This window comes from Enterobacter sp. 50793107 (assembly GCF_001463365.1).
Classification (GTDB): Bacteria; Pseudomonadota; Gammaproteobacteria; order Enterobacterales; family Enterobacteriaceae; genus Enterobacter; species Enterobacter cloacae.
Genome location: NZ_LNII01000118.1, coordinates 17,034 through 40,355, shown reverse-complemented (window position 1 = coordinate 40,355; position 23,322 = coordinate 17,034). Strand labels below are relative to the sequence as shown.

The following is a 23,322-nucleotide window of genomic DNA, read 5'->3' as shown; positions in this document are numbered from 1 at the left end:
CGAAATGCCTACAGTACCAACAGTCACCGGTCGCCAGGTTGAAAGCCGTGGATTCCAGTCTCCAGGCCTTCAGGCATTCGAGCAGCCCAATGTCGGCGACGTCATTTCTCAGGTGGCACCAAAGGCTATCGACATGTTCGCGCAGGCCAAGCAGCGGGCTGATGTTGCCCAGGCACAGGATGCATCGCTGCAACTCAGCCAGATTTCCAGCGATCTGCTGACCAACCCTGATACCGGACTGCTGAATCTTCAGGGTAAAAATGCACTCGGTAAGGGCCAGGAGTACACCCAAAAGTTTGATTCTCAGGCCGAGCAGATCGCCATGACGCTGCCGGAAGGTGCCCGCGCAGGTTTCATGCAGCAGGCGCAGCAGCAGCGCATTCAGTTCACGACGCAGGCCGGGCGGCATGAGATCAGCCAGCTCAATGCCTACGAAGAAGGTCAGTTCCAGGCTACGCTCGAGAACAACGGGAAGCTGGCAGCATCTGCGTACGGCGACAACGCCAACTATGTGCTGTACAACCAGCAGACCTTCCAGCAGATCGAAACCTATGGCGCCGCGCATGGCTGGAGCGCCGAGCAAATTCAGGCGAAAAAGACCGAATTTAAGGAGAAGGTTGCTGATACTGCCCTTTCTCAGTGGTCGGCGAATAACTCTATCGAGTTCATTCAGAGCAATGGCGAGCTGAGCGACACAGTTTCTGGTTCAAAGCGGGCAACGGTTAATCCGTATGGTGGAGATCCTAAAACCACAAAAGGAATGGTGACTCAGGGTAATATCAACCTGTTTAATCGACCATCTGTTAAAAACGAAGATGGAACGATCAGTACCGTTCGAACAATTTCCATTGGAACAGATTCAGGTGAAGTCCTGATTCCTACCGTAAGCGACGATGGAAAATTACTCTCTGACGATGAAGCCATTGCGTTATATGAAAAAACTGGCAAGCACCTAGGCATATTCGACAACCCTGAAGATGCCACAGCCTACGCTGAGAGGCTGCACGAACAGCAGGATCAGTATTATGTAAAAGGTGAGAAAGGCGACGCTCGCGGCATTCGCAATAACAACCCCGGAAACCTCGAATACAGCAAAACAAATCCATGGGTTGGACAGACCGGTGATGATGGTCGATTTGCTAAATTCGAAACTCCTGAGCATGGCATCCGCGCGCTGGGCCGCAACCTGCTGTCTTACCAGCGCCAGGGGATCGATACCGTCAGTGACATTATCAACCGCTGGGCGCCGCCGTCCGACAATAACAATACCGATGCCTACATTAAGGCAGTATGCGCGCAGCTTGGTGTGACTGCGGATCAGCAGCTTGACGCATCAAACCCTGACACGCTGAAGGCCCTGTGTGCTGCAATCATCCAGCATGAGAACGGTAGCCAGCCATACAGCGACCAGCAGCTCGCCACCGGTGTCAGTGCAGCTATTGGCCTGTCTCAGCTGCCGACCAGCACCAAACGTTACACCGGCAATGCTGCATTCGACGCTGCATCTCCTGAAGCGCAGGCGACATTCCTGCGACAGGCTGACCAAATTCGCAAGCAGCAGCAGGCAGAATATCGCACCAGTATCGACAGCCGGGTACGCGATGCCAGCGCGGCATACATGCGCGGTGTGGATTTCCCCAATGCTCCGACTCAGACCGACTTCCTGGCGGCCTATGGGGTGCGGGAAGGTAATCTCCGTTACACCGAATTCAGGAACACGCAGATCGCCGGGCAGTACATTGGCTCATTCCGCAACATGCCGACGAGCAGCATTACAGCCTACGTCAATCAGTTGAAGCCAGGAACCGAGGAAACCGGCGAGGGATATGCTTCCCGTGCCGAATTATTCGATCAGGTATCGGCTGCGGCCACGAAGGTGATCAGCCAGCGCCAGAATAATCCGTTCAACGCTGCGGTAGAGATTGGCGCCTATAAGCCGATCTCCAGCAATAACCCTAACGACATCACTGCGGAGGTGGCCAACCGGTTCTCATCTCAGGAAAGCCTGCGTGCGCTGGGCATCAATGCGCCTATCCTGTCGAGTGAGGAGGCTGCGGCTCTGTCTGAACAGGTACGCGGCACCAAAGACGTTAACCAGACCATCAGTCTGCTGCAGAGCATGGGGGAAACGTTGTCTGCTCCGGCAATGCGTCAGGTCGCCTCTGCCATCGCGCCGAACAACGCGGCTACAGCCTATTCTGCGTTGCTGCTTGGCACGCCTGACAACCAGTACGACAACACAAAGCCGTCTATCGCCTACAGCCAGTTCATTGGCTACAAGCCAACCATGAACAAGTACGACGTATCGAAGGTGATCCTGGCAGGTGACCAGTTGCTTAACCCGACCAAGGCTATGAAAGACGCGGGCATAACTCCGGTCCAGTTGCCGAGCGAAGATAAGCTTAAGCGCGCATTCGACGATCAGGTTGGTAATGCATTCGCCAACAACCCGCAGGCGCGCCAGCTCAGTTACAACCTTTTCAAAGCCGCTTACGCCGGGATCGCTTATCAGTCCGGAGACGCTTCCATGACGCGCACTGATGCAGCCAACTCCGACGTAGTGGAAAAGGCGGCGCAATACGCCACAGGCGGCGTGTACAAGGGCTTTAATGGTGGCGATGTGGTAATGCCGTTCGGCATGGATAAATCTACGTTCAATGACCGTTACACAGCGTCCGCACAGCAGGCGCTGAAAGATGCCGGGCTGAACGTCAACGCCGCATCAAACTTCACCCCGGTTAATATCGGCAACAACCAGTACCGTCTGGTAAGCGGCAGCGGGCGCTGGGCGACGGATCCGAAAACCAATGAAGCTATCGTCGTGAGGGTCGAATAATGTCTGATGTATTTTCTCTGGCTCCGGAAGGCCAGGCGTGGACCGACGATAAAACAGCAGCCAATCCGGCACGACCAGAAGATTATGAGCCTACATTCTTCCAGGGCTCAATTGCTGCACCGGTGCGCGGCGTGGCGGAAGGTACTCTCGGCCTGGCTCAGTCCGCCGTTGGTTTTAGCAAGCGTCTGATCAGCGATCCTGCATTCACCGCAGACGTGGCGCCAACGGTTAATATCTTCCGGGTGATGTTCCCTGATGCCGACAAAGCGCTGAATGACACCTACGACACGATCGGCAAACAACTGCAGGATGCACGCGGATACGTGAAGCCTGATGCGGGTAGCCAGGGAACCGCTGCCGAGGTGATTTACGGTCTCGGCCAGTTTGTACCATCGATAGGTGCGACCATTGTCGGCGGTCCTGCCGTCGGCGCCGCCACCGCATTCAGCTCTACGTATGAACAGTCCTATCAGGATTTCAAAGGAAAGGGCGTAGACGAGTCGACGGCTCGCAACCTGGCAACTCAGCAGAGCCTTTTCAACGCCGCGGGCATGGCTTTACCTGCTGCCGTCGGCACCACGCTGGCAACACGCATCGCTTCAGGCGTGGCAATCAACACCGGATTCGGTGGCCTGAACCGTTACTCAGTCGGCGAAACGCTGGAGAAAAAAGGATACACCGAGATGGCGAAGCAGTACCGGGTATTCGACGGCCAGGCCATGCTGGTGGATGCGGTGCTGGGAGGCGCTTTTGGTGGTGCCCATCACCTGGCCCCGCGTAATGCTGATGTGCCACCTCCGGCAGATGCTGAAACGCAGATCCCGGCAGCAGAAGTGCAGAGTGTTCCTGATGCTACCGCAGAGCCATCACCTGTGGGCGAAGCTACGCCAGTAACGGATGCGCCTGGTGCACCGGTGCGATCTGATACCCAGACGCCAGTGACAGAGACCGCCGCAGCGTCAGATATTCCGGCCATTAAGCCGAGCGACATCGATGCAGCACACACGCTGAATGAGGGACTGTATTACGACCTGGAATCCTCCCCTGTGCTGCACGCCAGCAACGAGAGCATTAACAGCCATGTGGCAGCCATGGATGAAGCGTACCGGCAACTGAATGATGGCCAGCCTGTTAACGTCGGAATGATGGCGCGCGGGCTGGATGGTCCGGCCCGGCCTGGCATGCTGGAATCTGCAAACGAGCAGTACCATGCAATGCAGCAGGTTTTCGAAGAGAATGGTGTCAGATATGAAACGCCGTCAGAACTGGCTGGAGAGGCTCCGGCGCCGCGCGCCGAAAGTGCATTCACGGCAGCAGACGAAACTGGCGGGCAGGTCAGCGTTGATCCAGATACAGGCCAGGCGATTTCATCAAACAGTTACGACCTGATGGCGGCGCGCGATATGGCCACCACCAATCCGGATTTGACAATTACGCACCCTGACACCGGGCAGCCTGCAAAACTCTCCGATGTTCTGGCTGAATTTGATGAGCAAATCCAGACCGTGCAGAACGAATCGAAAGTGTATTCAGTCGCCGCTGCGTGCTTCCTGAGGAACCCATAATGAAACAGGCATGTGTTGAAGCCATTGCGCAGACACTTGGCCGCCAGCCAAAGGCTGACGAGCTGAAAGGTATTGAGGACCGTATCAAAGAAGCCGTGCGCCAGGTGCATAAAAAAAATGCCAGGGAAGGCAAGACTGGCATCCCTGATGCACAGACGTATATGGAGGCCGCCGATCTGGTGCGTCAGCGCGTTGTGCATGACGTCTATAAGAAGCGCCAGCGCGTCGCTCAGAACGCGATCGCTATCAGCAGGGTGACAGAAACCCTCGATGCTAACATCCCGCCAGAGCAGCAAACTCCCGCCAATTTGCAGCAGTTTATATTTGCAGGGCGGCGGACAACTGACGGAAAAGATATTGCGGTCACATCGGCTGAGGAACTGGCTACCGGTGCATATCAGGACTGGTCCCGCCAACTCAGCGCTGAACTGCTCAAAGCCGGTGATGACGTCCGTAAATTCTTCGAGCAGAGCAAAGCACTCGGCGAGCAGCGTTTCCGTAGTCTGTTCGACCAGCAGGCTGCAAAGTCTGCACAATTCCAGATCCTGAAAGAGCTTTACGGCGAGGATACCGGGAACCCGCAGGCGAAGAAAATCGCACAGGTATGGAATGACGTAACCAGCCGGGCTCGGCAGGAAATGAACGACAACGGATTTGATATCGGCCTGCGCGATGACTGGCATCTGCCCTATGTGGATGACGCTGATTTTATTCGCAACGCCGGGCGAGATGAATGGTTGGCATCATTGCCGGTGGCAGAACAGGCCAAAGCGAGACTGTCAGGCCGCCAGCCTCCGATTGAGTTTGCCCGCCAGGCATGGGTGGACGACGTTTACAATACGCAGGATCGCAGCAACTACGTTAATCCGGACGGCAGCCCGATGAATGACATCGAGTATCGCCAGGCGCTTGAAGCTATTTTCGAAACGAAGGCCACCGACGGGGCCAACAAAATCGACCCGGGCGCATTCATGGGCACCGGCGGGATAAAGAACCGCGGCTCCCAGAGCAGAGTGATGGCGTTCAAGGATGCACAGTCACACTTCGCCTACATGGAGCGCTACACTCAGCAGCCGGTGGCTGGTGTTATGATGTCACACCTTCAATCCTCGTCCCGTGATCTTGGCGTCGTTAAAGCTTTCGGCCCGGACGCTGCCCGCAACTTTTCCCTGGTGCTGGACCGCGTATATCAGCGTGCGGTAACCGGCGGGAAGGAAGTGGGCAAGATGAACGAAGAACGCAAGATGGTCGAGCGGATGTTTAACTCTATGGCCGGGCTTAACGGCGCGGCCACATCGAGCGTGTTCACGTCAGCAGTTGGCGGTCTTCGTAACCTGATGACCAGCGCCATGCTCGGTACCAGCGTCCTGACAGCAACCAGCGACCAGGCCATTATGCGCGCCAATGCCCAGGCGCTCGGTTTCACCCGCGACGGCATGCGCCTGTCAGCCAACACCATCAAGAACCTTTTCAGTGGTGACGCGAAAAGGGCGAATGCTGAACTGGGCCTGCTGGTGGATTCGCATGCTGCTGTTGTTTCAAAGATGGGCGGATTTGACCTGTCGCGCGGAATTACCGGCTGGTTTGCAGAGAAGACTCTGAAGTGGTCAGGGCTGATCGCAATGGACCGCGCCAACAAAGCGGCGTTCGGCCTGCTGATGTACAAAAACATTGGAGAGCTCACCCGCAAATTTAAGACGCTGGACGATGTTAAAGGGTCAGATAAAACCATCCTGGCCAACAAAGGCTGGAGCAATGAGGACTGGGCTATCATGGCAGCAGCAGACCTTCAGCCAATGACCACCGCCGGGCATAAGGGCATGACGCCTGACGCTATTTATGCCGTGCCTGACGACGTGATCACCGGAATCATGGCAGACCGTATTGCACAGGTTCGCGCCGGGAGTGAAGCAGCTCTGGCCGCGCTTGGCGATCTTCCTCCTGAGCGCCTGAAACGGATGAAAGAAGCATTCGATGCAGAAGCAGAGCAGACCATCACGCGCATGGTTCGCAATGCCCGCGCTGAAGCCGCGCAGAAATTGTTGGGGATCACCCACGGTGAAATGACCAGCGCCGTAACGACGGCCACCGGCCTGGACACCTATGCCCGTGACGATGCCGGGCAGTTGATTAAGAGCTTCATGCTCTTCAAAACAACGCCGTTTGCCGGGTTCCGCCAACTGGTGAACCGAGCCAATGATCTCGATACTGTTCCGGCGCTTAAATTCCTCGCTTCATACATTGCTGGTACGACACTGGCCGGGATGTTTGCAAACCAGATGAACAGCCTGCTGACCGGTAATGACCCACTGGATATGACAAAGCCAACTACATGGGTACAGGCGTTGCTGAAGGGGGGATCATTCGGTATCTACGGCGATTTCCTCTTCCAGGACCATACGCAATATGGCTCAAGTATCGCGGCAACCATTGGCGGCCCGGTGCTCAGCTTCGCAGAACAGTTAACCAAACTACTGATCACGAACCCGCAGAAGGCGCTTCAGGGCGAGGAAACATCTTTCGGTGCCGATGCGCTGAAGACGGCCCGCATGATAACCCCGTTCGCTAATCTCTGGTACGCGAAGGCAATCACCAACCACCTGATACTGCAGCAACTGCAGGAGATGGCAAACCCAGGCTATAACGACCGGGTAAGGGACCGTGCGCAGCGGGAATTCAATACAACGAGCTGGTGGGAGCCTGGTGAAACTTCGCCGCGCCGCGCTCCAGATCTCGGAAAGGCAGTGGGGCAATAATGGATATCTTAATCAAGATAGGGTTGATTCTGTTCTGGTTTGCTGCCGTTGTGGTCTGCGGCACGGCGTATCTTGTGGCGATAATTTTCGCGATCAGGAAAGGATGGTTAGGAGAGACATCGGCGAAGGTCGTTTACTTCGCGACCTTCGTTATTATCGCCGCGATAGTGTATAAATTACCGCTTGTGTGACATGTCACGAGGCCGCTAATGCGGCCTTTTTTTTATGTCGTTTCCTGCTTCAGTTTTTCCACGCAGTAATCAAGATGCATCTGCAGATCCTTCATGGACATCTGCGAGCTGGTGACATAGTTCACCAGGGCAGTCAGCTCTGCCATCGGGCCATCAACATTAAAGCCATCCTCACCCAACTGGCGCAGCAACGTCATCAGGTGCGAATCTTCAACAAGGGAGCGGACGCCTCCCGGCGTGTGTATGCGTTCGGCAAAGCCTTTTTCCAGCGGGTGATGATACTGACGTTGCATCTGATATTCTCCATGCATTCACTGTATGTATGTACAGTAGCAAAAGTCCTAAAGACTATCCAGCACGATTTGTGAATTACCTGAAAGGTAATATATTTGGTGTTTGTTATTCAATCAATTCATATAAGGTTTGCCAGGTAATAAACTGTCCAGATGATGCACGCGCGCCGGGCGCTGCTTTACTGGAGACAGGCCATGACGGTATCAACCGTAGTTGACCATAACGATTACACCGGGAACGGCGTTACGACATCTTTCCCGTATACCTTCCGCATATTCAAGAAAACAGATCTGACCGTCTCGGTTGTAGACCTTGATGAAAACATTACTGTTCTGGTGCTGGACACGGACTACACCGTGACGAATGCCGGTGGTTACAACGGCGGTAACGTGGTGCTCACAACACCGCTGGCTGATGGCTGGCAGATCTCCATTGCTCGTGAGCTGGAGCCAACCCAGGAAACAGACCTGCGAAACCAGGGAAAGTTCTTCGCTGAGGTGCATGAGGACGCTTTCGATAAGCTGACAATGCTGATCCAGCAGGTAGGCAGCATGTTCCGCCTGGCGCTGCGTAAGCCTTCCAGTATCGCGAACTGGTACGACGCGCTGAACAACTACATTCGCAATTTGCGCGACCCTCGAGACCCGCAAGACGCGGCCACAAAGAACTATGTGGACAGTGTCGCATCAGGAAATCTCAGCAGAACATTACGGGTTCCTGAGCCGATCAATCAGTTACCATCGGCAGCTGACAGGGCAAACAAAATGCCGGTGTTCGACAGTGCAGGTAACGCGATTGTAGTGTTCCCTCCATCTGGCTCAGCAACTGATGTCATGATTGAGCTGGCAAAGCCTACTGGCGCAGGCCTGGTTGGAGCTTATGATGCTGATGGGAACACCACAACAGTACAGGGTGAACTTAATAACATTAATAGCAATTTTTCAGAAACGCCAAAAGATTACTTTATCGGATCTTTTTTTAACAGCAACAGCGATGTAAGTCTGACTCTTTTTAAATCGTTTGACGGCATTAACTTTTCTGTAATGAATAAGTCACCTTTACTTACTAATACTGGATCACCAGTTGGTAACAGGGACCCCAGCATTGTGTTTTATAAAGGATGTTGGTACGTAGCCGTAACTGGAGCCAGTGCTGACTCAGATTTTCATATCCTTAAATCATACGATTTAATTAACTGGACAGATAACCTTTGTAAGGCAGGTACTGGCCTCTGGGGTAAGCCAGGTAGCACCATCGGCGGTACGATCCCGGTAATTTCACCAATATGGGCACCAAGTTTATTTGTCGATGGTGGTGAGCTTTATTGCCAGATTAACGTGGCGTACAACCCACCAGCACCAGACATAAATGGCACCAACGTTAACTGGATGGTACCTTTCAGTTGCCGATGCAATAATATCAACAATCTTACCTTTGACAGTGCTGTGCAGATGATGTCCGATACTTCTGTTCAGAGGATTGATGTAGAAGTGTCAAAGATCACTTCAGGTTATGCGATTGTCATCAAGAATGAATACAACAAGCATATTGAAGTGTGGACGTCATCAACGTATATCGGTGGATACACACGAATTGCAGATCTTGATTTTGGTGGCACTCCTGTAGAGGGGCCTAGTTTGGTATGGATGAACCAGACCTCAAAGTGGAGGTTATACGCCGATGCATTTAATCAGAATGGTGTAACGTGGTGTACTGACTCTACAAACCTTACTTCGTGGACATCCCCGGTTAGGGTCCAGTCTCCTGGCCCAATGAGACATGGTACCGTCTACAATATTGCTAATAGTCCTGAAGCAAAATCAGCAGTAGCGTCTTTTGTAAAGGCAAGTGCCATTATGGACAGTGATTATGTTCCTCCGAAGTGGGCAGAAGGTGGGACTATCACAAGTGGTTCGCAAACAATTGTTCCGCAATGTAATTATGTATACAGAGTTGGCGGTTCAATTCAGGCTACAATTAATATTAATGAGAAAGGCGGAGACTATTTCTGGTTGCTTGTTGCTTCTGGAAATGCTGCTGCTGGGATTACGGTTGCTGGTTCTAAAGTTGATGGCTCGTTCTCCATTGGGTTCGGGCAAACAAATCTCCGATTGTACAAACTCATTTACAACACTCAGAGTGGTTTTTATCAATTGCAGGGCACTCCAAATCAGAAAGGAGATGCTGCAACATTTAACACTCAAACTGGATGGCCAACCATCTCTACTACATTTATACCTGTACACAACCGGACATATACAACCAATGGCGCGATATCGGCAACCACCATTACTGGATTGCCATCTACACCTCCTGATGGCACTCAGTTCCATATGTTTATCGGTTCAGAAACAACTGGCGGGTCAATTGTTATAAACTCGAATGCGACAAATGTCGAAATAGGAAGTTCAAATATAACACTTGCCGGGAATACTGGTAATGGTAATAAGTTGTATACTTTCAAGAAAATAAGTGGCGTTTGGCGCTTGCTGGCTTATTAATAAAGTTTGCGGGGTTGTTACAAACCCCGCAATACTAATCATTTAGTATATTTTACACGTAATTCAAGGAATGGCTTTTCTATTACGTAATAACTTAGATATGACACCATTATTACAACTGGTAAAATCATAGTTACTGCTGCAAGAATGAACTCCCCACCGTAAGGTGAAGTTGATCCTGATATTCTTAGCGCATACATTATAGGGGTGTGCAATAGATACATTGAGAAACTAATTCCGCCAAGACTAGTCAATACCTTATCTAATGTAAAATTCATTTTGTATGGGAAAATAAGATACCCAACAATAAAGAAGCCCCATAATATGGCATCACATGTAAATCCAAATACACATCTAAACCATGTTCCCCTGTCAAGCAGGAAATAAGATGTAATGATTATGAAGCTTGCAGGGAATAATAGAGTTTTAAATAGCTTTGTATTTATAAATCTTATTGTATCAATTCTGTTATATAAGACAGCAAACAGCATGCCAATCAAAAATTGGTCAATACGGCCGGTAATAGTATTGTAAAGGTTACCGTATTGTCCTACCCCCTTTATAGTCACTATCCCTAACTTTATTACAATGGCAAGAGCGATAAGCCCTATGATATATTTAATTCCGTATTTATTTAAAAATAATGCAAGGAATGGGAATATCAAATAAAACTGAAACTCAACAGCAATTGTCCATACTGGCCCGATAGGAAATATTTTGTCGTTAAGCGGGCCAGTGTTTAATTGCAAAGTTAATAATCTAAATATATCTTCAGGTGATGATGTTGCCCTTGTTACACAGATAAGAGCAAAAATAACCACGGTAAGCAGAGGGAATATTCTCAGCACCCTGTTTTTTATGAACTTAAAATACTGAATCTCCTTCTTTCCTTCACCAGAAATCAGGCAAAAAAGAAACCCTGAAAGAGTCAGGAAAAGAGCAACACCAGCTGTGCCGCTATTTATCCATGTTGCAATGACAGATTTAAGATCAAACAAGCCTCCATCCTGTTGGTAGTACTTACCTCGTGCGTGATAAATAATGACCATGCATGTTGCAAAAAATCTCAAATGATCAAGTCTTGAGAGGTAATTCATGTTTATAGCTTTCATTCAGAATCCGTAAATGGTTTTCACTTAAAGATTTCTGGATATTATCACCTTTAAGGTAATTTCGATAGGAGTAGTCTGAGGTTTTTTAATCCACATATGGTTTATTGTGTATGATGAACTCACCAACTAAGGGGGTTCTTATGCACATTAAACGGTGGTCACTATGTCGCACACGTTAACCACGGAAACGCTGAATCAGGGGCTTAGCCTGAGCGCGCTTATGTCTGTGGTCGCGGGTGTGCCGCCTGAGGTGGCTTTAGGGGCGCTTGCTGGTGCGGTAATTTTTGTTACCTCGGCAGTGGAGTATCCCATAAAGCGACGGTTACTTCTGGCGTTCCTCAGCTTCTTCTGCGGCCTTCTCTTCTACAAACCGACAGCAACACTTCTCATCGGCTTCGCATCCGCTTTCCCTGGCATCACCACAGATATGTTTGAGAAGGGGGTTGCGTACTCAGCAGGGGCGTTTGTTTCTTCAATCGTTGCTGTTGGTATCGGTACCTGGCTGTATCACCGTTCTGGAAATCCACGCGACCTGATCCCGGGGAGAAAAGACGATGACCAGTCCTGAACTCATCCTGAACGCCGCTATATGCGGCGGCATTGCAATCCGAGTCCTGCTGTTCCGCCGTGACGGGTCACGCCATCGGTGGTGGGGTGGATGGCTCGCCTACCTGCTGATCGTCGTGGCTGCCAGTGTACCTATCCGGACTTTCTACGGGTACTACGTCAGCGCCGACTGGTCAGAAATCATCATCAAAGCCGTGTTCCTGGCTGCGCTCATCAAGACAAAAGGGAACGTGGTACAAATCTTCAAGATAACGAGGTCCCAGCATGGACATTAAACAATTCCAGCGTGCCGCTGGTATCAGTGAGGTGCTGGCCGCGCGCTGGTTCCCGCATATTACTGCAGCCATGAAAGAGTTTGGTATCGATCAACCGCTGCACCAGGCGATGTTTATCGCACAGGTGGGTCATGAGTCCGGCGGATTCACCCGACTGCAGGAGAACTTCAACTACAGCGTGACCGGGCTGGCGGGATTCGTCCGCGCCGGGCGACTCACTCAGGGTCAGGCCAACGCGCTGGGCCGCCGTGCTGGTGAGCCATCGTTACCGCTGGAGCGGCAGCGTGCAATCGCCAACCTGGTGTACAGCAAACGCATGGGAAATAACGGTCCGACTGACGGCTGGTTCTACCGCGGTCGCGGGCTTATCCAGATCACCGGCCTGAATAACTACCGCGACTGTGGCAACGGCCTGAAGGTGGATCTGGTCAAGCAACCGGAACTGCTGGCGCAGGATGAATATGCGGCCCGCAGCGCAGCATGGTTCTTTGCCACCAAAGGCTGCATGAAGTACACCGGCGACCTGGTGCGCGTCACGCAGATCATCAATGGCGGCCAGAACGGTATCGACGACCGGCGCGCGCGGTACATCACTGCCAGTAAGGTGCTGGCGGTATGATCAGTGCATTCGTCAAAGCGTACTGGAAACAGTTGCTTATCGTGTTGATGCTTGCTGCTCTGGTCATCGGCTGCAGGGTTGCCTGGAATGAACACGGTGACCGGCAGTACGCCGCCGGGTATGCGCAGGCACAGGCAGATCAGAAACAGTCTGATGATAAGGCCAGGTCACAACGTGATCAGGAGAAAACACAAATTGAACGTGAAGCACAATCCCGTATCGATGTGGCGCGTGTTGACGCTGAGCATGCTAATACCGCTGCTGACAGCCTGCGCGCCGAGCTTGACAAAACCAAGCGACTCGCCGAACACTATACCGGATCTTTCCCCACTGGCACGCCAGCCAGCAAGGTCATCGGTGTGCTCGCCGACATGCTTGAAGAAAGCAACCGATCTTACATCGCAGCAGCAGAAGAGGCTGAGCGATATCGGTCTGCAGGACTCACATGCGAGCGACAGTACGACTCCCTGAAAGCGGGGCACTGATTTCCGGTGACGGTATATAAAACGGTACAGTGAAAATCAGGCTTCAGAAAGTTGTTACCAGTCAATTGGTTATGCATGTCGTAAATAATTGAGTGGGAATGATTTTCTACCCGGAAGCGTCTGGCACTAACATGTTCTAAATTATCTCTAAGCCCGCGGATTGCGGGCTTTTTTTTGAGCCATGGCAGGCAACCGCATGCATGGTTTAAACGTGGTAGTTTGAGAGGATGTTTTTTCGTTAAAACTATGGATTTCACCCGATTCCATGCTGCGACAATTCAAGACTAAAGATAAGCGTTACAAAGAAAATAACCATTTGGTTTATGGATGTTACCATTACCGCTGACCTGTCGCTTCTCGCTATGGCGTTGTCAGGTTAGTGCTAGGGGAGGACATTAGTTGTATATATGGATAAATACTAAGAGTTGTTTATTTTCGCCACAGATAAGCTCGCTTGAACAAATAGCTAGAAAAAGTTATTGGTATACCAACACGTTGTTGGTCACAGGAATGGTAGTTAATCGTTGTTAATATTTATCAATGATTTAACGTAAGTATATTATCTGTTAGAACTTGTGAAGGTGTGCCGACACAACATGAGCATATTATGGGTTATCCTCGGTCCCATACCCCGCGCAGCAATGTCTCTCGACAAAACGAACCGCTCAGTCGCGAGGGTGAGGACAATGAATGAGTTGTTCATTTTTTCAGCGCTTTAGGTAGCTTTTTAGGTTGGAGCGTGGTGAAGCTCCTCAACGAACTGATTGAAGCTAAGGGCATTGAGCATTGCATGAATCAACTCAGTGGAAATTTAAAGCACCAGTCTGATGCTCAGGCTGGCAAAAAATCAAAATAAATGGATTGATACGGACATGACAGACAGCATACAAACTGAAACAACCGAGGGAAAAATCATCATTAACTTGTTTGCTCCCAATCTTCCCGGAAGTACCAAAGAAGATGATCTCATTCAGAAATCTCTGCGTGATCAGTTAGTTGAGAGTATCCGAAACTCGGTTACTCTTCCTGACACCGATAAGTCTGCTGGGCTAACACGGTTTATTGATGAGTCCGGTCGTAATGTATTTTTTGTGGATGGTACTCGCGGTGCGGGTAAAACCACTTTTATCAATAGCGTGGTTAAATCTCTGAACAATGACCAAGGTGATGTAAAAGTTAGCATCAAGTGTTTGCCGACCATCGACCCTACCAAGTTGCCGCGTCATGAACCAATTTTGGTCACTGTGACTGCCCGTCTGAATAAAATGGTGTCCGACAAGTTAAAAGGATGCTGGGCGTCGAATGACTATAAAAAACAAAAAGAACAATGGCAGAATCACCTTGCGCAGCTCCAGCGTGGTTTACATCTGCTCACAGACAAGGAATATAAGCCGGAATATTTCAGTGATGCTTTGAAGCTGGATGCCCAGCTTGATTATTCCATTGGTGGCCAGGATTTGTCAGAAATCTTTGAGGAGCTGGTTAAACGAGCGTGTGAAATTCTCGGCTGCAAGGCCATTTTGATCACCTTTGATGATATTGATACTCAGTTTGACGCGGGTTGGGATGTACTTGAATCTATTCGTAAATTCTTTAACAGCCGGAAATTGGTGGTGGTGGCGACAGGTGACTTGCGCCTATATTCCCAATTGATTCGCGGTAAGCAATACGAAAATTACAGCAAAACTTTACTCGATCAGGAAAAAGAAAGCGCCCGCTTAGCAGAGCGAGGCTATATGGTTGAACACCTAGAACAGCAATATTTATTAAAAATTTTTCCGGTACAAAAGCGTATTCAACTAAAAACCATGTTGCAACTGGTCGGCGAAAAAGGAAAAGTCGGTAAAGAGGAGATCAAGGTTAAAACCGAGCCTGGCATGCAGGATAATGATGCCATAGATGTTCGGCAAGCGATTGGCGATGCTGTTAGGGAAGGCCTTAATTTGAGAGAGGGCTCTGATGCTGATATGTATGTGAATGAACTGCTGAAGCAGCCAGTGCGGTTGTTGATGCAGGTGCTTCAGGATTTCTATACCAAAAAATATCATGCTACATCGGTAAAACTTAGTGGTAAACAAAGCAGAAATGAAAGGCCTGATGAGTTATCAGTTCCGAATTTACTTAGAAATGCCTTATATGGTTCGATGCTAAGCAGCATTTATCGCGCAGGATTAAATTATGAACAGCATCGGTTTGGTATGGATTCGCTCTGTAAGGACATTTTCACCTATGTTAAGCAGGATCGTGATTTTAATACAGGATTTTATTTGCGTCCTCAGTCTGAAAGTGAAGCATTAAGAAATTGCTCTATTTACTTAGCGTCTCAGGTAAGTGAAAACTGTCAGGGCAGCCTGTCAAAGTTCCTACAGATGCTTTTGGTTGGTTGTGGTTCTGTCAGCATATTCAACCAATTTGTGACCAAGTTAGCACAGGCTGAAAAAGATAGAGAAAAATTCGAACAGCTTGTTAGTGAATATGTAGCTTATATGTCTGTTGGCAGAATTGAAAGCGCCTCACATTGGGCTAATCGGTGTTGTGCGGTGGTTGCAAACAACCCTAATGATGAAAATATTGGTGTTTTTCTTGGCATGGTGCAGTTAAATCGTAAATCACGCCAAAACATGCCTGAGGGTTACAAAAAATTTAACATTGATACTGAGAGTGGCTTGGCAAAAGCCGCAATGGCAGCTTCCTTGAGTACGGTAGCTTCAAGTAACCTTATGGATTTCAGTAGTGTTTTTAATCTGATTGGTGCTATCGCAGATATCTCTGCATGCCGTCGTGAAAGGCCTGCCATTACTAATGCTTTTAATAAAGTTATAGCTCAGACAACATGTATTGTTCCCCCATGGAGTGAGGCTGCTGCTCGTGCAGAAATGAAAGTCTCAAGTAAAAGTGCGGATAACGATGCTGCTGTTTTGGATGTTGACCTTGATCCCAAGGATGATGGTGTAACTGATGAAAGTCAGCAGGATGACGCAACGGAATTTTCTGATGCCATTACTAAAGTTGAGGAATGGCTTAAAAAAGTAAACAAAATTGAGATTGAAATTCGTCCGTCGGCACTTTTGATTGGTAAAGTATGGAGTCGATTCTATTTCAACCTTAATAATGTGGCTGATCAGCATAAAACCAGACTCTTTAATGATGCAGAGTATGGACGAATGGCCAGTCAATCAAATGCTGCGAAAATTATGCGTTTTAATGTTTTAGCTTTTCTTCATGCAGTATTGGTTGAAGAGAGCTTATATCATTCGGTTAGTGATAGGGAATATCTCGGTGAGGGGTTGAGACTAAATCCAGTTACTTCGGTTGATACGTTTGAGAAAAAGATAAAAGTAATTAGTGAGGAATTGAAAGCGGATAAAAAAACATGGAAAGATACCCATCCATTGTTTTTCTTATTAATTAGCTGTCCAATTCTACATCCGTTCATTTTTCCTGTTGGAGGGATTAATTGTTCAGCCAAAGCACTGAGCAAGGAAGTAAGTTTCAATGAATTGATTGGTGAAATTGTTGGCGAAAAATTACTTTCTGATGCGGAATGGGACTATTTGTTTAAAAATGGTAATCGAGAAACAAACATTAAACAACAGATGTGTCAAAACACTATAACATCGTTGAATTCCTCTACAATCGTCGGAGCATCATACGATAAGCCTACGCCAGCTAGGAAAACCAAGTCGCCTTCATTAAGTGACGGCGAAGAAAAATGATAATGGCCTTCGTATAAGGATTGGGTATGGAAAGGTTTCTTCTTAACTCAACAGTACTGTTGCATAGGCTGAGCACAGTCTCTTTGGATGAGGTATCACTTGATGAGAGGGTGGAGTCATCTGTGTTCCTTGCTCAATACGAACAGGTGCGTAGTTTGCCTGATCATGTAGCTAAATCGGCTTGGTCATCTTTAGTGCAGCAAATCAAACAGCGGAATATGAAACTCGGCCCAGTAGCAGCCTTACGCCAGATATCTGAAAAGTTTATTAAAAACGAGAAAGGTGGCCCCAAAATCGATCTACCTATGTTCTCGGAATGGCAAACGCTGATGAGCCGAGTGTCGTGCCTACCAATTATGGCATGTCATCAGGTATTTAACCCTGAGTCTGCCAGTCAGGAATATAGCTTTCGCTGGCCTTTATACCCATATCACCCGACGGTTGAAGACTACATTACCCGTGAATGCCTACACGAAACTCACCAACATCTGAATGGCAGTACTAGTGCGGAAGAGTGTTGGCTGGATGCACTCAAGCACCCGGAAGTGAGCGTCAGAGATTTCGAGAAGGGCTGGGCATCTCAAGAGATGAAACAACTCTGCGCCCAGATTGACCCCTCTATGACGCCTGAAATCTTCAAGGATCGTTTGCAAATCGCCTGTAATATTCGCGAAATTCTTTGTCGGGTTGCTCAGGGCGTGGAGTTGCCAGAATGGATAGCATCAGTGCAGTATCCGCAGCAGTTGGCGGATAGCACAATTCTGCATAATGGTCAGGAGTATGGGTTTGCGACGGTTTGGCCAACTGACGACAAATACAGTCAGGAGTCTGAATTTTGCTGGCTAACCGGGTTGTTGGAAAAATGGCGGTATAATGCGCCCGAAGGGTTAGAACGACTGCTTTGGATTTACCTGCTGATTCAAAATCAGTACTTGACCTTACTGGTTCAGCGAGACGATTTTTTCGGTTTTGATCAGTTCCAGAATTACACCATGACGGAGTTGAGGGAGGAAACAGAGAAATCTTATTTGTCTCGTTTTAAACATGCCCATGGTGCTGGTGTGTATTCTCAGGTGCGTTATCTGGAAGGACGTTTTGCTCCGAAGAGCGACCCCAGCAAAATGCAAAAACTGCTCTTCAGTGTGTTAAGAGGATATTGGGAATACCTGGGTGCTCATATGTCTCTGGAATGGGTGCATGAGAAGCCGCTGACTATGTCGCAAGTGCTCGATAACCTCGAACTGGTTGAACCTCATGGCAAGTGTGCTGAACTGGCGCTAGTGCCGCACTTCATCAAAAGAAAGCCAAAAAATGGTGAGGTCTATCCTTACGCATTACTATTCAAAGACCTGAAAAATCAGGCAGCTATTCTGATGGACATGCTGAAGTCTGAACCGCGCCTGACAGGCTGGATTCGAGGAGTGGATGCCGCAGCTAATGAGATGCACGCGCCACCGGAGTTGTTTGGCCCCTTGTTCCGGGTGCTAGCCAAATCAGGTATTGCTCATTTTACCTATCATGTTGGCGAGGACTTTCCGCATCTGATCAGTGGTATTCGATCCATTGATGATGCCTTGAGATTTTTGCCATTGCGTAATGGCGACCGTCTTGGTCACTGCACGGCGATTGGCATCACACCTAATATCTGGAAACGCTCTTTGCCATTTTCTTTGTCCATGACCAAAGAGACGAGATTGCTCGATTTGGTGTTTATCTGGCGGGAACTTCGCAGTCATCCGGAACTGCTGCGTTACGCCAGTGATGCAGCGATTGAAGCAGTTCGCTTGGCCCATAAAGTGTTTTCGCTGGAAGAAGAAGTCTCGATTACCACCCTTGATCAGGTATTTGAAATGCGGGGGCTGTTGGCGGAGTCGGAAGGTCTACTAGGTGAACTAAATGGGCCATTAAAACCCAAATCCCTCTGGTTGGAAGAGTACGAGCGCGCCAGAGAGTTGGTTAAAACGACGGGTATGAAAAGGCCGCTGAAGTTGTATAAGCAATGGCTTACATCTGACAATGTGCGAAAGCAGCGTGCTGAATATGTTGAAGTTGCCCTGGAATATTTGCCGGATGAAGCGGTTGTTGCATTACAACAAGCTGTAATGGCAAAAATGGCAGACCGAAACATTGCGATAGAATGCCCTCCGACCAGCAATACCCGTATCAGTCAGTATCGAGATGTCAGCGAGCATCATATCTTTCGCTGGATGGGCTTGCCGAGTGAGGCGATTGAAGGTGATGTTCCTATGTCTATTTGTCTTGGATCTGATGATCCAGGGATCTTCGCCGCAGATTTGAAATCCGAGTTCTATCATCTGTTCGTTGTGTTAACCCGAAATTTCGGTTTGTCGCCAGCAGAGGCTTTGAGAAAGGTGGCAGAGGTGAATGAGAATGGGCGGATTTATCGCTTTCATGAAGTCAGCTAGCCTGTATACATTGAGGATTCTGTGTGGGTTTAAGACCCGCAGGGCTCATTGGTGGTCCTCTATAAGATACTGTCGCGGATCTCGGGAAATATGTTTATCGGTCGGCCTTTAACTCCCGATTAGTATTTTGCTTGTTAGCCTAGGGGAGAGTCTTGTCGTCTATGCATATGACCTTTCATTGTAATCTATATCAAAGAAGCTATTGATATCGCACGCAAATGGCCTTGGCACTTACAGTGCCAAGCAGACAAGCCCCCTAAATTAAGATATTTATTAATTCTATATATTAATGTTCTACAATAGTTAACGAACAATTAGACGGGCAAGACGGATACTCATAGCGCACAATGAGTTCGGCACCTAACAAAATCAAGGATTTGTACTGCTTTGCCGCTCGCTGCTTTAAACGTTAACGTCCGCTCCTCGCTCACACCTGCCCTAACCCGCCCAACAAGCCCACTCCTTTTAGAGCGTATTAGTTCAGGTCTCTAAAATCGCATGACTCACCTGGATAGGGCCCTTGCCTCCGAGCCGAACTTTCGACAAATGTTTAGGTCAATAAAAAGCTAAACGGTGCATTTCCTGCCGAAACTCAGAACCCTCAGGGTTTTTCACCCTCATCATGGTTCCACCGCGCCCGGTGCAAAGCCGACACTCATTAACCAACGGAGATAATCATCTTGAACAAGGCAATACTCTCATGTTCTGTGGCCGCGCTGCTGGCCGTGTCCGCCATGTCTGCCCAGGCCAGGTCAGCCGCCAGGCTCAATTCGCCAGCATCGGGCGTGCTCTGCGACCGATATGTATGTGCCAATGACAAGGGAATATCCCGTGAATTAACAGAGACGTATCTCGGTAAGAAGGCTGCTGCAAACGAGGTGTTCACATCGAGCAATGTCGATCTGACCGAATTCACCTTTGCCAACGGCATTTTATGCGATGTGAAGGAACGACTGTGCCGTGAAGATCGCTATTATGGCGCGAACGGACAGCGCTCCGGGGCCGTATCTAAAAAGTACACAAAGCTGCTCTTTGGCGAATAATGGTAATGAAAAGAGACCACAGCCAGAGGCTACGGTATAGGGATATAAGTTATATTTTGTAGCGTACATTATAAATGATGGTGTGATTATCAAAATTAAATTTCACATTAAGGATTAAATTGCGAGATATTATTCCATTGCTACCCTTTAGCTGAGCGTAACAGTGAAGCGGTCTGGTTACGTGAATTCCCATTCACTACCATGAGCGAATAAAGGAATGAAAAACCGCATAATTATTGTCGGCGGCGGCACGGGAGGGACGATTGTCGCCAACCTGCTGGCCAGAAAATTACGGCATGAAATTGCTGCCGGTCAGGTAGAGTTGATGCTGATTTCCGAATCGCCGGTGCATTACTACAAACCGGCGTTTATGTACGTCGCGTTTAACCTCTTCCACCACCATGAACTGGCCCGGCCTGAGCGGCAATTATTGAGTCCGGAAATTCGATTTATTACCGATAAGATTGAATCTTTCGATTTTAAACAGCGTCGACTGTACGGTGCCAGTAAGCAATATTACGACTGGGACCTGCTGGTTATCGCAACCGGCTGCACGCCTTTCCCGCAGAAAATCCCCGGGCTTGCCGAAGCGGGGGACCATTTTTATCAATATGCGGCGTCAAGACAGTTAGCGCATAAGCTCTCCACCATTAAAAAAGGGCGAATATTTATTACCGTCTCTTTCCCGGAAACTCCGAATGTTCCCCATCAGTGCGGCATCGCCCCCATTGAAACCACGCTGATGGTTGACGACTATCTGCGTCAGCGCGGCGTACGTAATCAGGTTGAGATCGTTTATACCTATCCGACCGTAGCGCAGTTGCTGCGAAACTGTCTGTTCCTGCAGCGTCCGGTGGGGGAGGCGCTGGGCGATATTTTTGCTGCCAAAGGAATACAGCATCAGCGCGGCTTTACCTTAAGTCATGTCGATCCTGACAGCAAAATTGCCTATTCCGCCGAGGGCGATTCACAGAACTTCGACATCCTGATGGCAACGCCTCCCATCAGGGCGGTTGAAGCAGTGCGTAATACGGGCCTCAGTGAGGTTCAGAACGGTGAAGGCTGGCTGCCGACGGATCACCAAACGCTGGGCGTCTACGGCCTGGAAGGGGTGTATGTGATCGGCGATACCGTTGACCTCCCGATCAGTAAAGCCGGGGGATCGTGCCACAACCAGGCGCCCATCATTGCTGATAACATTGTGGCGGAGCTGTACGGCAGACCGCCCGGAAGCGGTAACCATTATGATGGACGGGTTCAGGCCGTTGCGCAGATGGGACTCTGGGCCGGTATGCCGTTGGTGTATGACTATCGCAATGACGTGACGCCCATGCCTGCGACTAAACTTGGTGGCATGCTGCGAAACGGTTTTAACCGTGGTCTCTATTGGGGTGTCGTGAGGGGGATGTTCTGATGAGCGAACAGGAACAGTTACTTAAAAGCCTTGCCCCGCTCATGGCGGGCAATCGCCTGAATAATCTGGTTGATCTGCTGGCCTTAGCAGCAGACATGCTGGAAATGACCGATAGCGCGATGGTCGAAAAACTGGCTGGCGTATTTGAAGATGTGGTCACCGTCGGCTGGGAAGGCGGAACCGCGCTACGCATGGCGTGGGGAGAGCAAATTAACCGGGAAGGGGATATTTCGCTTCGGCAGGTGTTTGCCATGCTCAACGATCCTGATACCCGCCGCGGCATTATGCTTTTATTGCGCGTGTTACAGATTACGGGGCAACGTCTGAATTCCCTCTCTTCCGTCAGTTATTCTGATTGCCCCGAGATAAGGAGCCTTTAATGTCTGGCTGATGCATTTCAGGTGGTCGGGTATCGGCTATGCCTTACCCGGTCCACCAAACTGCGCTGGGGCTATTTCTCCCCACTCCCCAACCTATACGCCAGCGCCACCACCAGCGACTGCACCAGGCACAGCGTTGCCGATTGAGATCGAAACGCATCCACCTGCGCCTCTTTCACCACAAAGCAGAGATCGCTAAATGTCGCCAGCGGGCTAATCTGGCTGTCCGTAATCACAATCTGCCGCGCGCCGACGCTGGCGGCGGTTTCGCTGACCATCACCGTCTCTTCCGCGTACGGCGAGAAGCTGATCGACACCACAATGTCGCGCGCCTTAATGCGGCTGATCTGCTCACGCAGCATGCCGCCCATGCCGTCGAGCAGAATCGGGCGGCACTCTAGGTGGCTTAAAGCATAGGTGAGATAAGCAGCGACGCTAAAGGAGCGGCGCAGTCCGGCGATGTAGATGGTGTCCGCGTCGGCCAGAAGCTGTACGGCGCGCTCCAGCATCTCCGGTTCAGCACGGGCGGCCAGCTGCTGCAGCGCCTGCGCGTTCGAGCGGGCAAACTCCTGCAGGATATCGAGCGGCGTTTCCGGCACGGCTTCGCTCTCCATTTCGCGGAACAGCCGCGCGCGATCGCTGTAGCTGGCGGTCTCCTCCACCAGGTTCATACGAAACAGCTGTTTCATCTCGTTGAAGCCGGTGAAGTCAAAGGCATTGGCAAAACGGATCAGCGTCGAGGGCGGCACATCGGCACGCTCGGCAATGACCGCAACCGTATCAAACGCCACACTGTTCGTATTATCCAGTACATAGCGGGAGACCTGCTGCAGCCTCTTGCTCAGGCTATCGTAGCGATCGCGGATTTGCTGCTGCAGTTCGTTCAGGCTGGTTGCTGTCGTCATGTTATCCCCCAAATACAGTCTTATGATTCTAAACGCAAAACCGCGTCTTTTAAATGTTGGCCATCCATCTGGCAGCAAAAATGAAACAGAAACTTCACTCATTTCATCGCCTGAAAATCCTTAATAGCGCACGCTGCGTCAGTGTTGTTGGCTGTTAACATAAAAATCCATCCTTGATCACAATAATCATCATTTATTTTATTTCAACTTAAAATGGAATATTTGTTTCATATATAG

At 49.7% G+C, this 23,322-nt stretch carries 17 protein-coding genes; 14 read left to right on the top strand and 3 right to left on the bottom strand.

The features are described from left to right. Window positions 1–4 precede the first annotated feature (4 nt). From APU11_RS15435 to APU11_RS15420, 4 genes are read left to right on the top strand one after another with little or no spacing between them, the layout of a single operon-like run. The gene (locus APU11_RS15435) at window positions 5–2,836 is read left to right on the top strand and encodes a hypothetical protein (RefSeq protein ID WP_060578622.1); all 2,832 of its coding nucleotides are present in this window, start codon (window positions 5–7) and stop codon (window positions 2,834–2,836) included. Further along, a complete protein-coding gene (locus APU11_RS15430) occupies window positions 2,836–4,401 on the top strand; it encodes a hypothetical protein (protein WP_060578621.1) in 1,566 nt (521 codons plus the stop codon). The genes APU11_RS15435 and APU11_RS15430 overlap by 1 nt, the downstream gene beginning before the upstream one ends. Next, on the top strand, window positions 4,401–7,157 hold the full coding sequence (locus tag APU11_RS15425; protein WP_060578620.1) for a hypothetical protein: 2,757 nt from the start codon (window positions 4,401–4,403) through the stop codon (window positions 7,155–7,157). The genes APU11_RS15430 and APU11_RS15425 overlap by 1 nt, the downstream gene beginning before the upstream one ends. Beyond that, the gene (locus tag APU11_RS15420; protein WP_239691332.1) at window positions 7,157–7,348 is read left to right on the top strand and encodes a hypothetical protein; all 192 of its coding nucleotides are present in this window, start codon (window positions 7,157–7,159) and stop codon (window positions 7,346–7,348) included. The genes APU11_RS15425 and APU11_RS15420 overlap by 1 nt, the downstream gene beginning before the upstream one ends. 32 nt (window positions 7,349–7,380) lie before the next feature. Here APU11_RS15420 and APU11_RS15415 read toward each other — a convergent pair whose 3' ends face one another. Then, the gene (locus APU11_RS15415) at window positions 7,381–7,641 is read right to left on the bottom strand and encodes a hypothetical protein (RefSeq protein ID WP_032671830.1); all 261 of its coding nucleotides are present in this window, start codon (window positions 7,639–7,641) and stop codon (window positions 7,381–7,383) included. A 195-nt stretch (window positions 7,642–7,836) separates the two neighbouring features. Between APU11_RS15415 and APU11_RS28915 the strand changes: the two genes are divergently transcribed. Further along, window positions 7,837–10,143, top strand: coding sequence for a hypothetical protein (locus tag APU11_RS28915; protein ID WP_060578618.1), 2,307 nt, complete (start codon window positions 7,837–7,839; stop codon window positions 10,141–10,143). 38 nt (window positions 10,144–10,181) lie between these two features. On the opposite strand, the gene APU11_RS15405 is transcribed toward APU11_RS28915, so the two are convergent. Further along, window positions 10,182–11,240: an acyltransferase gene (locus APU11_RS15405; protein ID WP_275045094.1), complete on the bottom strand. Its 1,059-nt coding sequence runs from the start codon at window positions 11,238–11,240 to the stop codon at window positions 10,182–10,184. 178 nt (window positions 11,241–11,418) lie between these two features. Here APU11_RS15405 and APU11_RS15400 point away from each other — a divergent pair, with 178 nt between their 5' ends. From APU11_RS15400 to APU11_RS15360, 9 genes are all read left to right on the top strand, one after another. Further along, window positions 11,419–11,823, top strand: coding sequence for a putative holin (locus APU11_RS15400; protein ID WP_060578615.1), 405 nt, complete (start codon window positions 11,419–11,421; stop codon window positions 11,821–11,823). Then, window positions 11,810–12,097, top strand: coding sequence for a phage holin family protein (locus APU11_RS15395; RefSeq protein ID WP_060578612.1), 288 nt, complete (start codon window positions 11,810–11,812; stop codon window positions 12,095–12,097). The genes APU11_RS15400 and APU11_RS15395 overlap by 14 nt, the downstream gene beginning before the upstream one ends. Beyond that, the gene (locus tag APU11_RS15390) at window positions 12,087–12,716 is read left to right on the top strand and encodes a glycoside hydrolase family 19 protein (RefSeq protein WP_060578610.1); all 630 of its coding nucleotides are present in this window, start codon (window positions 12,087–12,089) and stop codon (window positions 12,714–12,716) included. The genes APU11_RS15395 and APU11_RS15390 overlap by 11 nt, the downstream gene beginning before the upstream one ends. Continuing rightward, complete coding sequence (locus tag APU11_RS15385; protein ID WP_060578608.1) at window positions 12,713–13,201, top strand: DUF2514 family protein; 489 nt, start codon at window positions 12,713–12,715, stop codon at window positions 13,199–13,201. The genes APU11_RS15390 and APU11_RS15385 overlap by 4 nt, the downstream gene beginning before the upstream one ends. 827 nt (window positions 13,202–14,028) lie before the next feature. Next, window positions 14,029–16,917, top strand: a complete 2,889-nt coding sequence (locus APU11_RS15380; protein WP_230963073.1) for an archaeal ATPase — start codon at window positions 14,029–14,031, stop codon at window positions 16,915–16,917. A gap of 26 nt (window positions 16,918–16,943) precedes the next feature. Beyond that, on the top strand, window positions 16,944–19,343 hold the full coding sequence (locus APU11_RS15375; protein ID WP_058651801.1) for an adenosine deaminase: 2,400 nt from the start codon (window positions 16,944–16,946) through the stop codon (window positions 19,341–19,343). Window positions 19,344–20,023: 680 nt separating this feature from the next. Further along, window positions 20,024–20,386: a YcgJ family protein gene (locus tag APU11_RS15370; protein ID WP_306559743.1), complete on the top strand. Its 363-nt coding sequence runs from the start codon at window positions 20,024–20,026 to the stop codon at window positions 20,384–20,386. Between the two features lie 217 nt (window positions 20,387–20,603). Then, a complete protein-coding gene (locus tag APU11_RS15365) occupies window positions 20,604–21,800 on the top strand; it encodes an FAD/NAD(P)-binding oxidoreductase (RefSeq protein WP_058651800.1) in 1,197 nt (398 codons plus the stop codon). After that, a complete protein-coding gene (locus APU11_RS15360) occupies window positions 21,800–22,180 on the top strand; it encodes a DUF1641 domain-containing protein (RefSeq protein WP_058651799.1) in 381 nt (126 codons plus the stop codon). The genes APU11_RS15365 and APU11_RS15360 overlap by 1 nt, the downstream gene beginning before the upstream one ends. Before the next feature lie 71 nt (window positions 22,181–22,251). Here the strand turns inward: APU11_RS15360 and APU11_RS15355 are convergent, their stop codons facing one another. After that, window positions 22,252–23,085 carry a MurR/RpiR family transcriptional regulator gene (locus APU11_RS15355; protein ID WP_024908667.1) on the bottom strand — a complete coding sequence of 278 codons (834 nt, stop codon included), beginning with the start codon at window positions 23,083–23,085 and terminating at the stop codon, window positions 22,252–22,254. Window positions 23,086–23,322 lie beyond the last annotated feature (237 nt).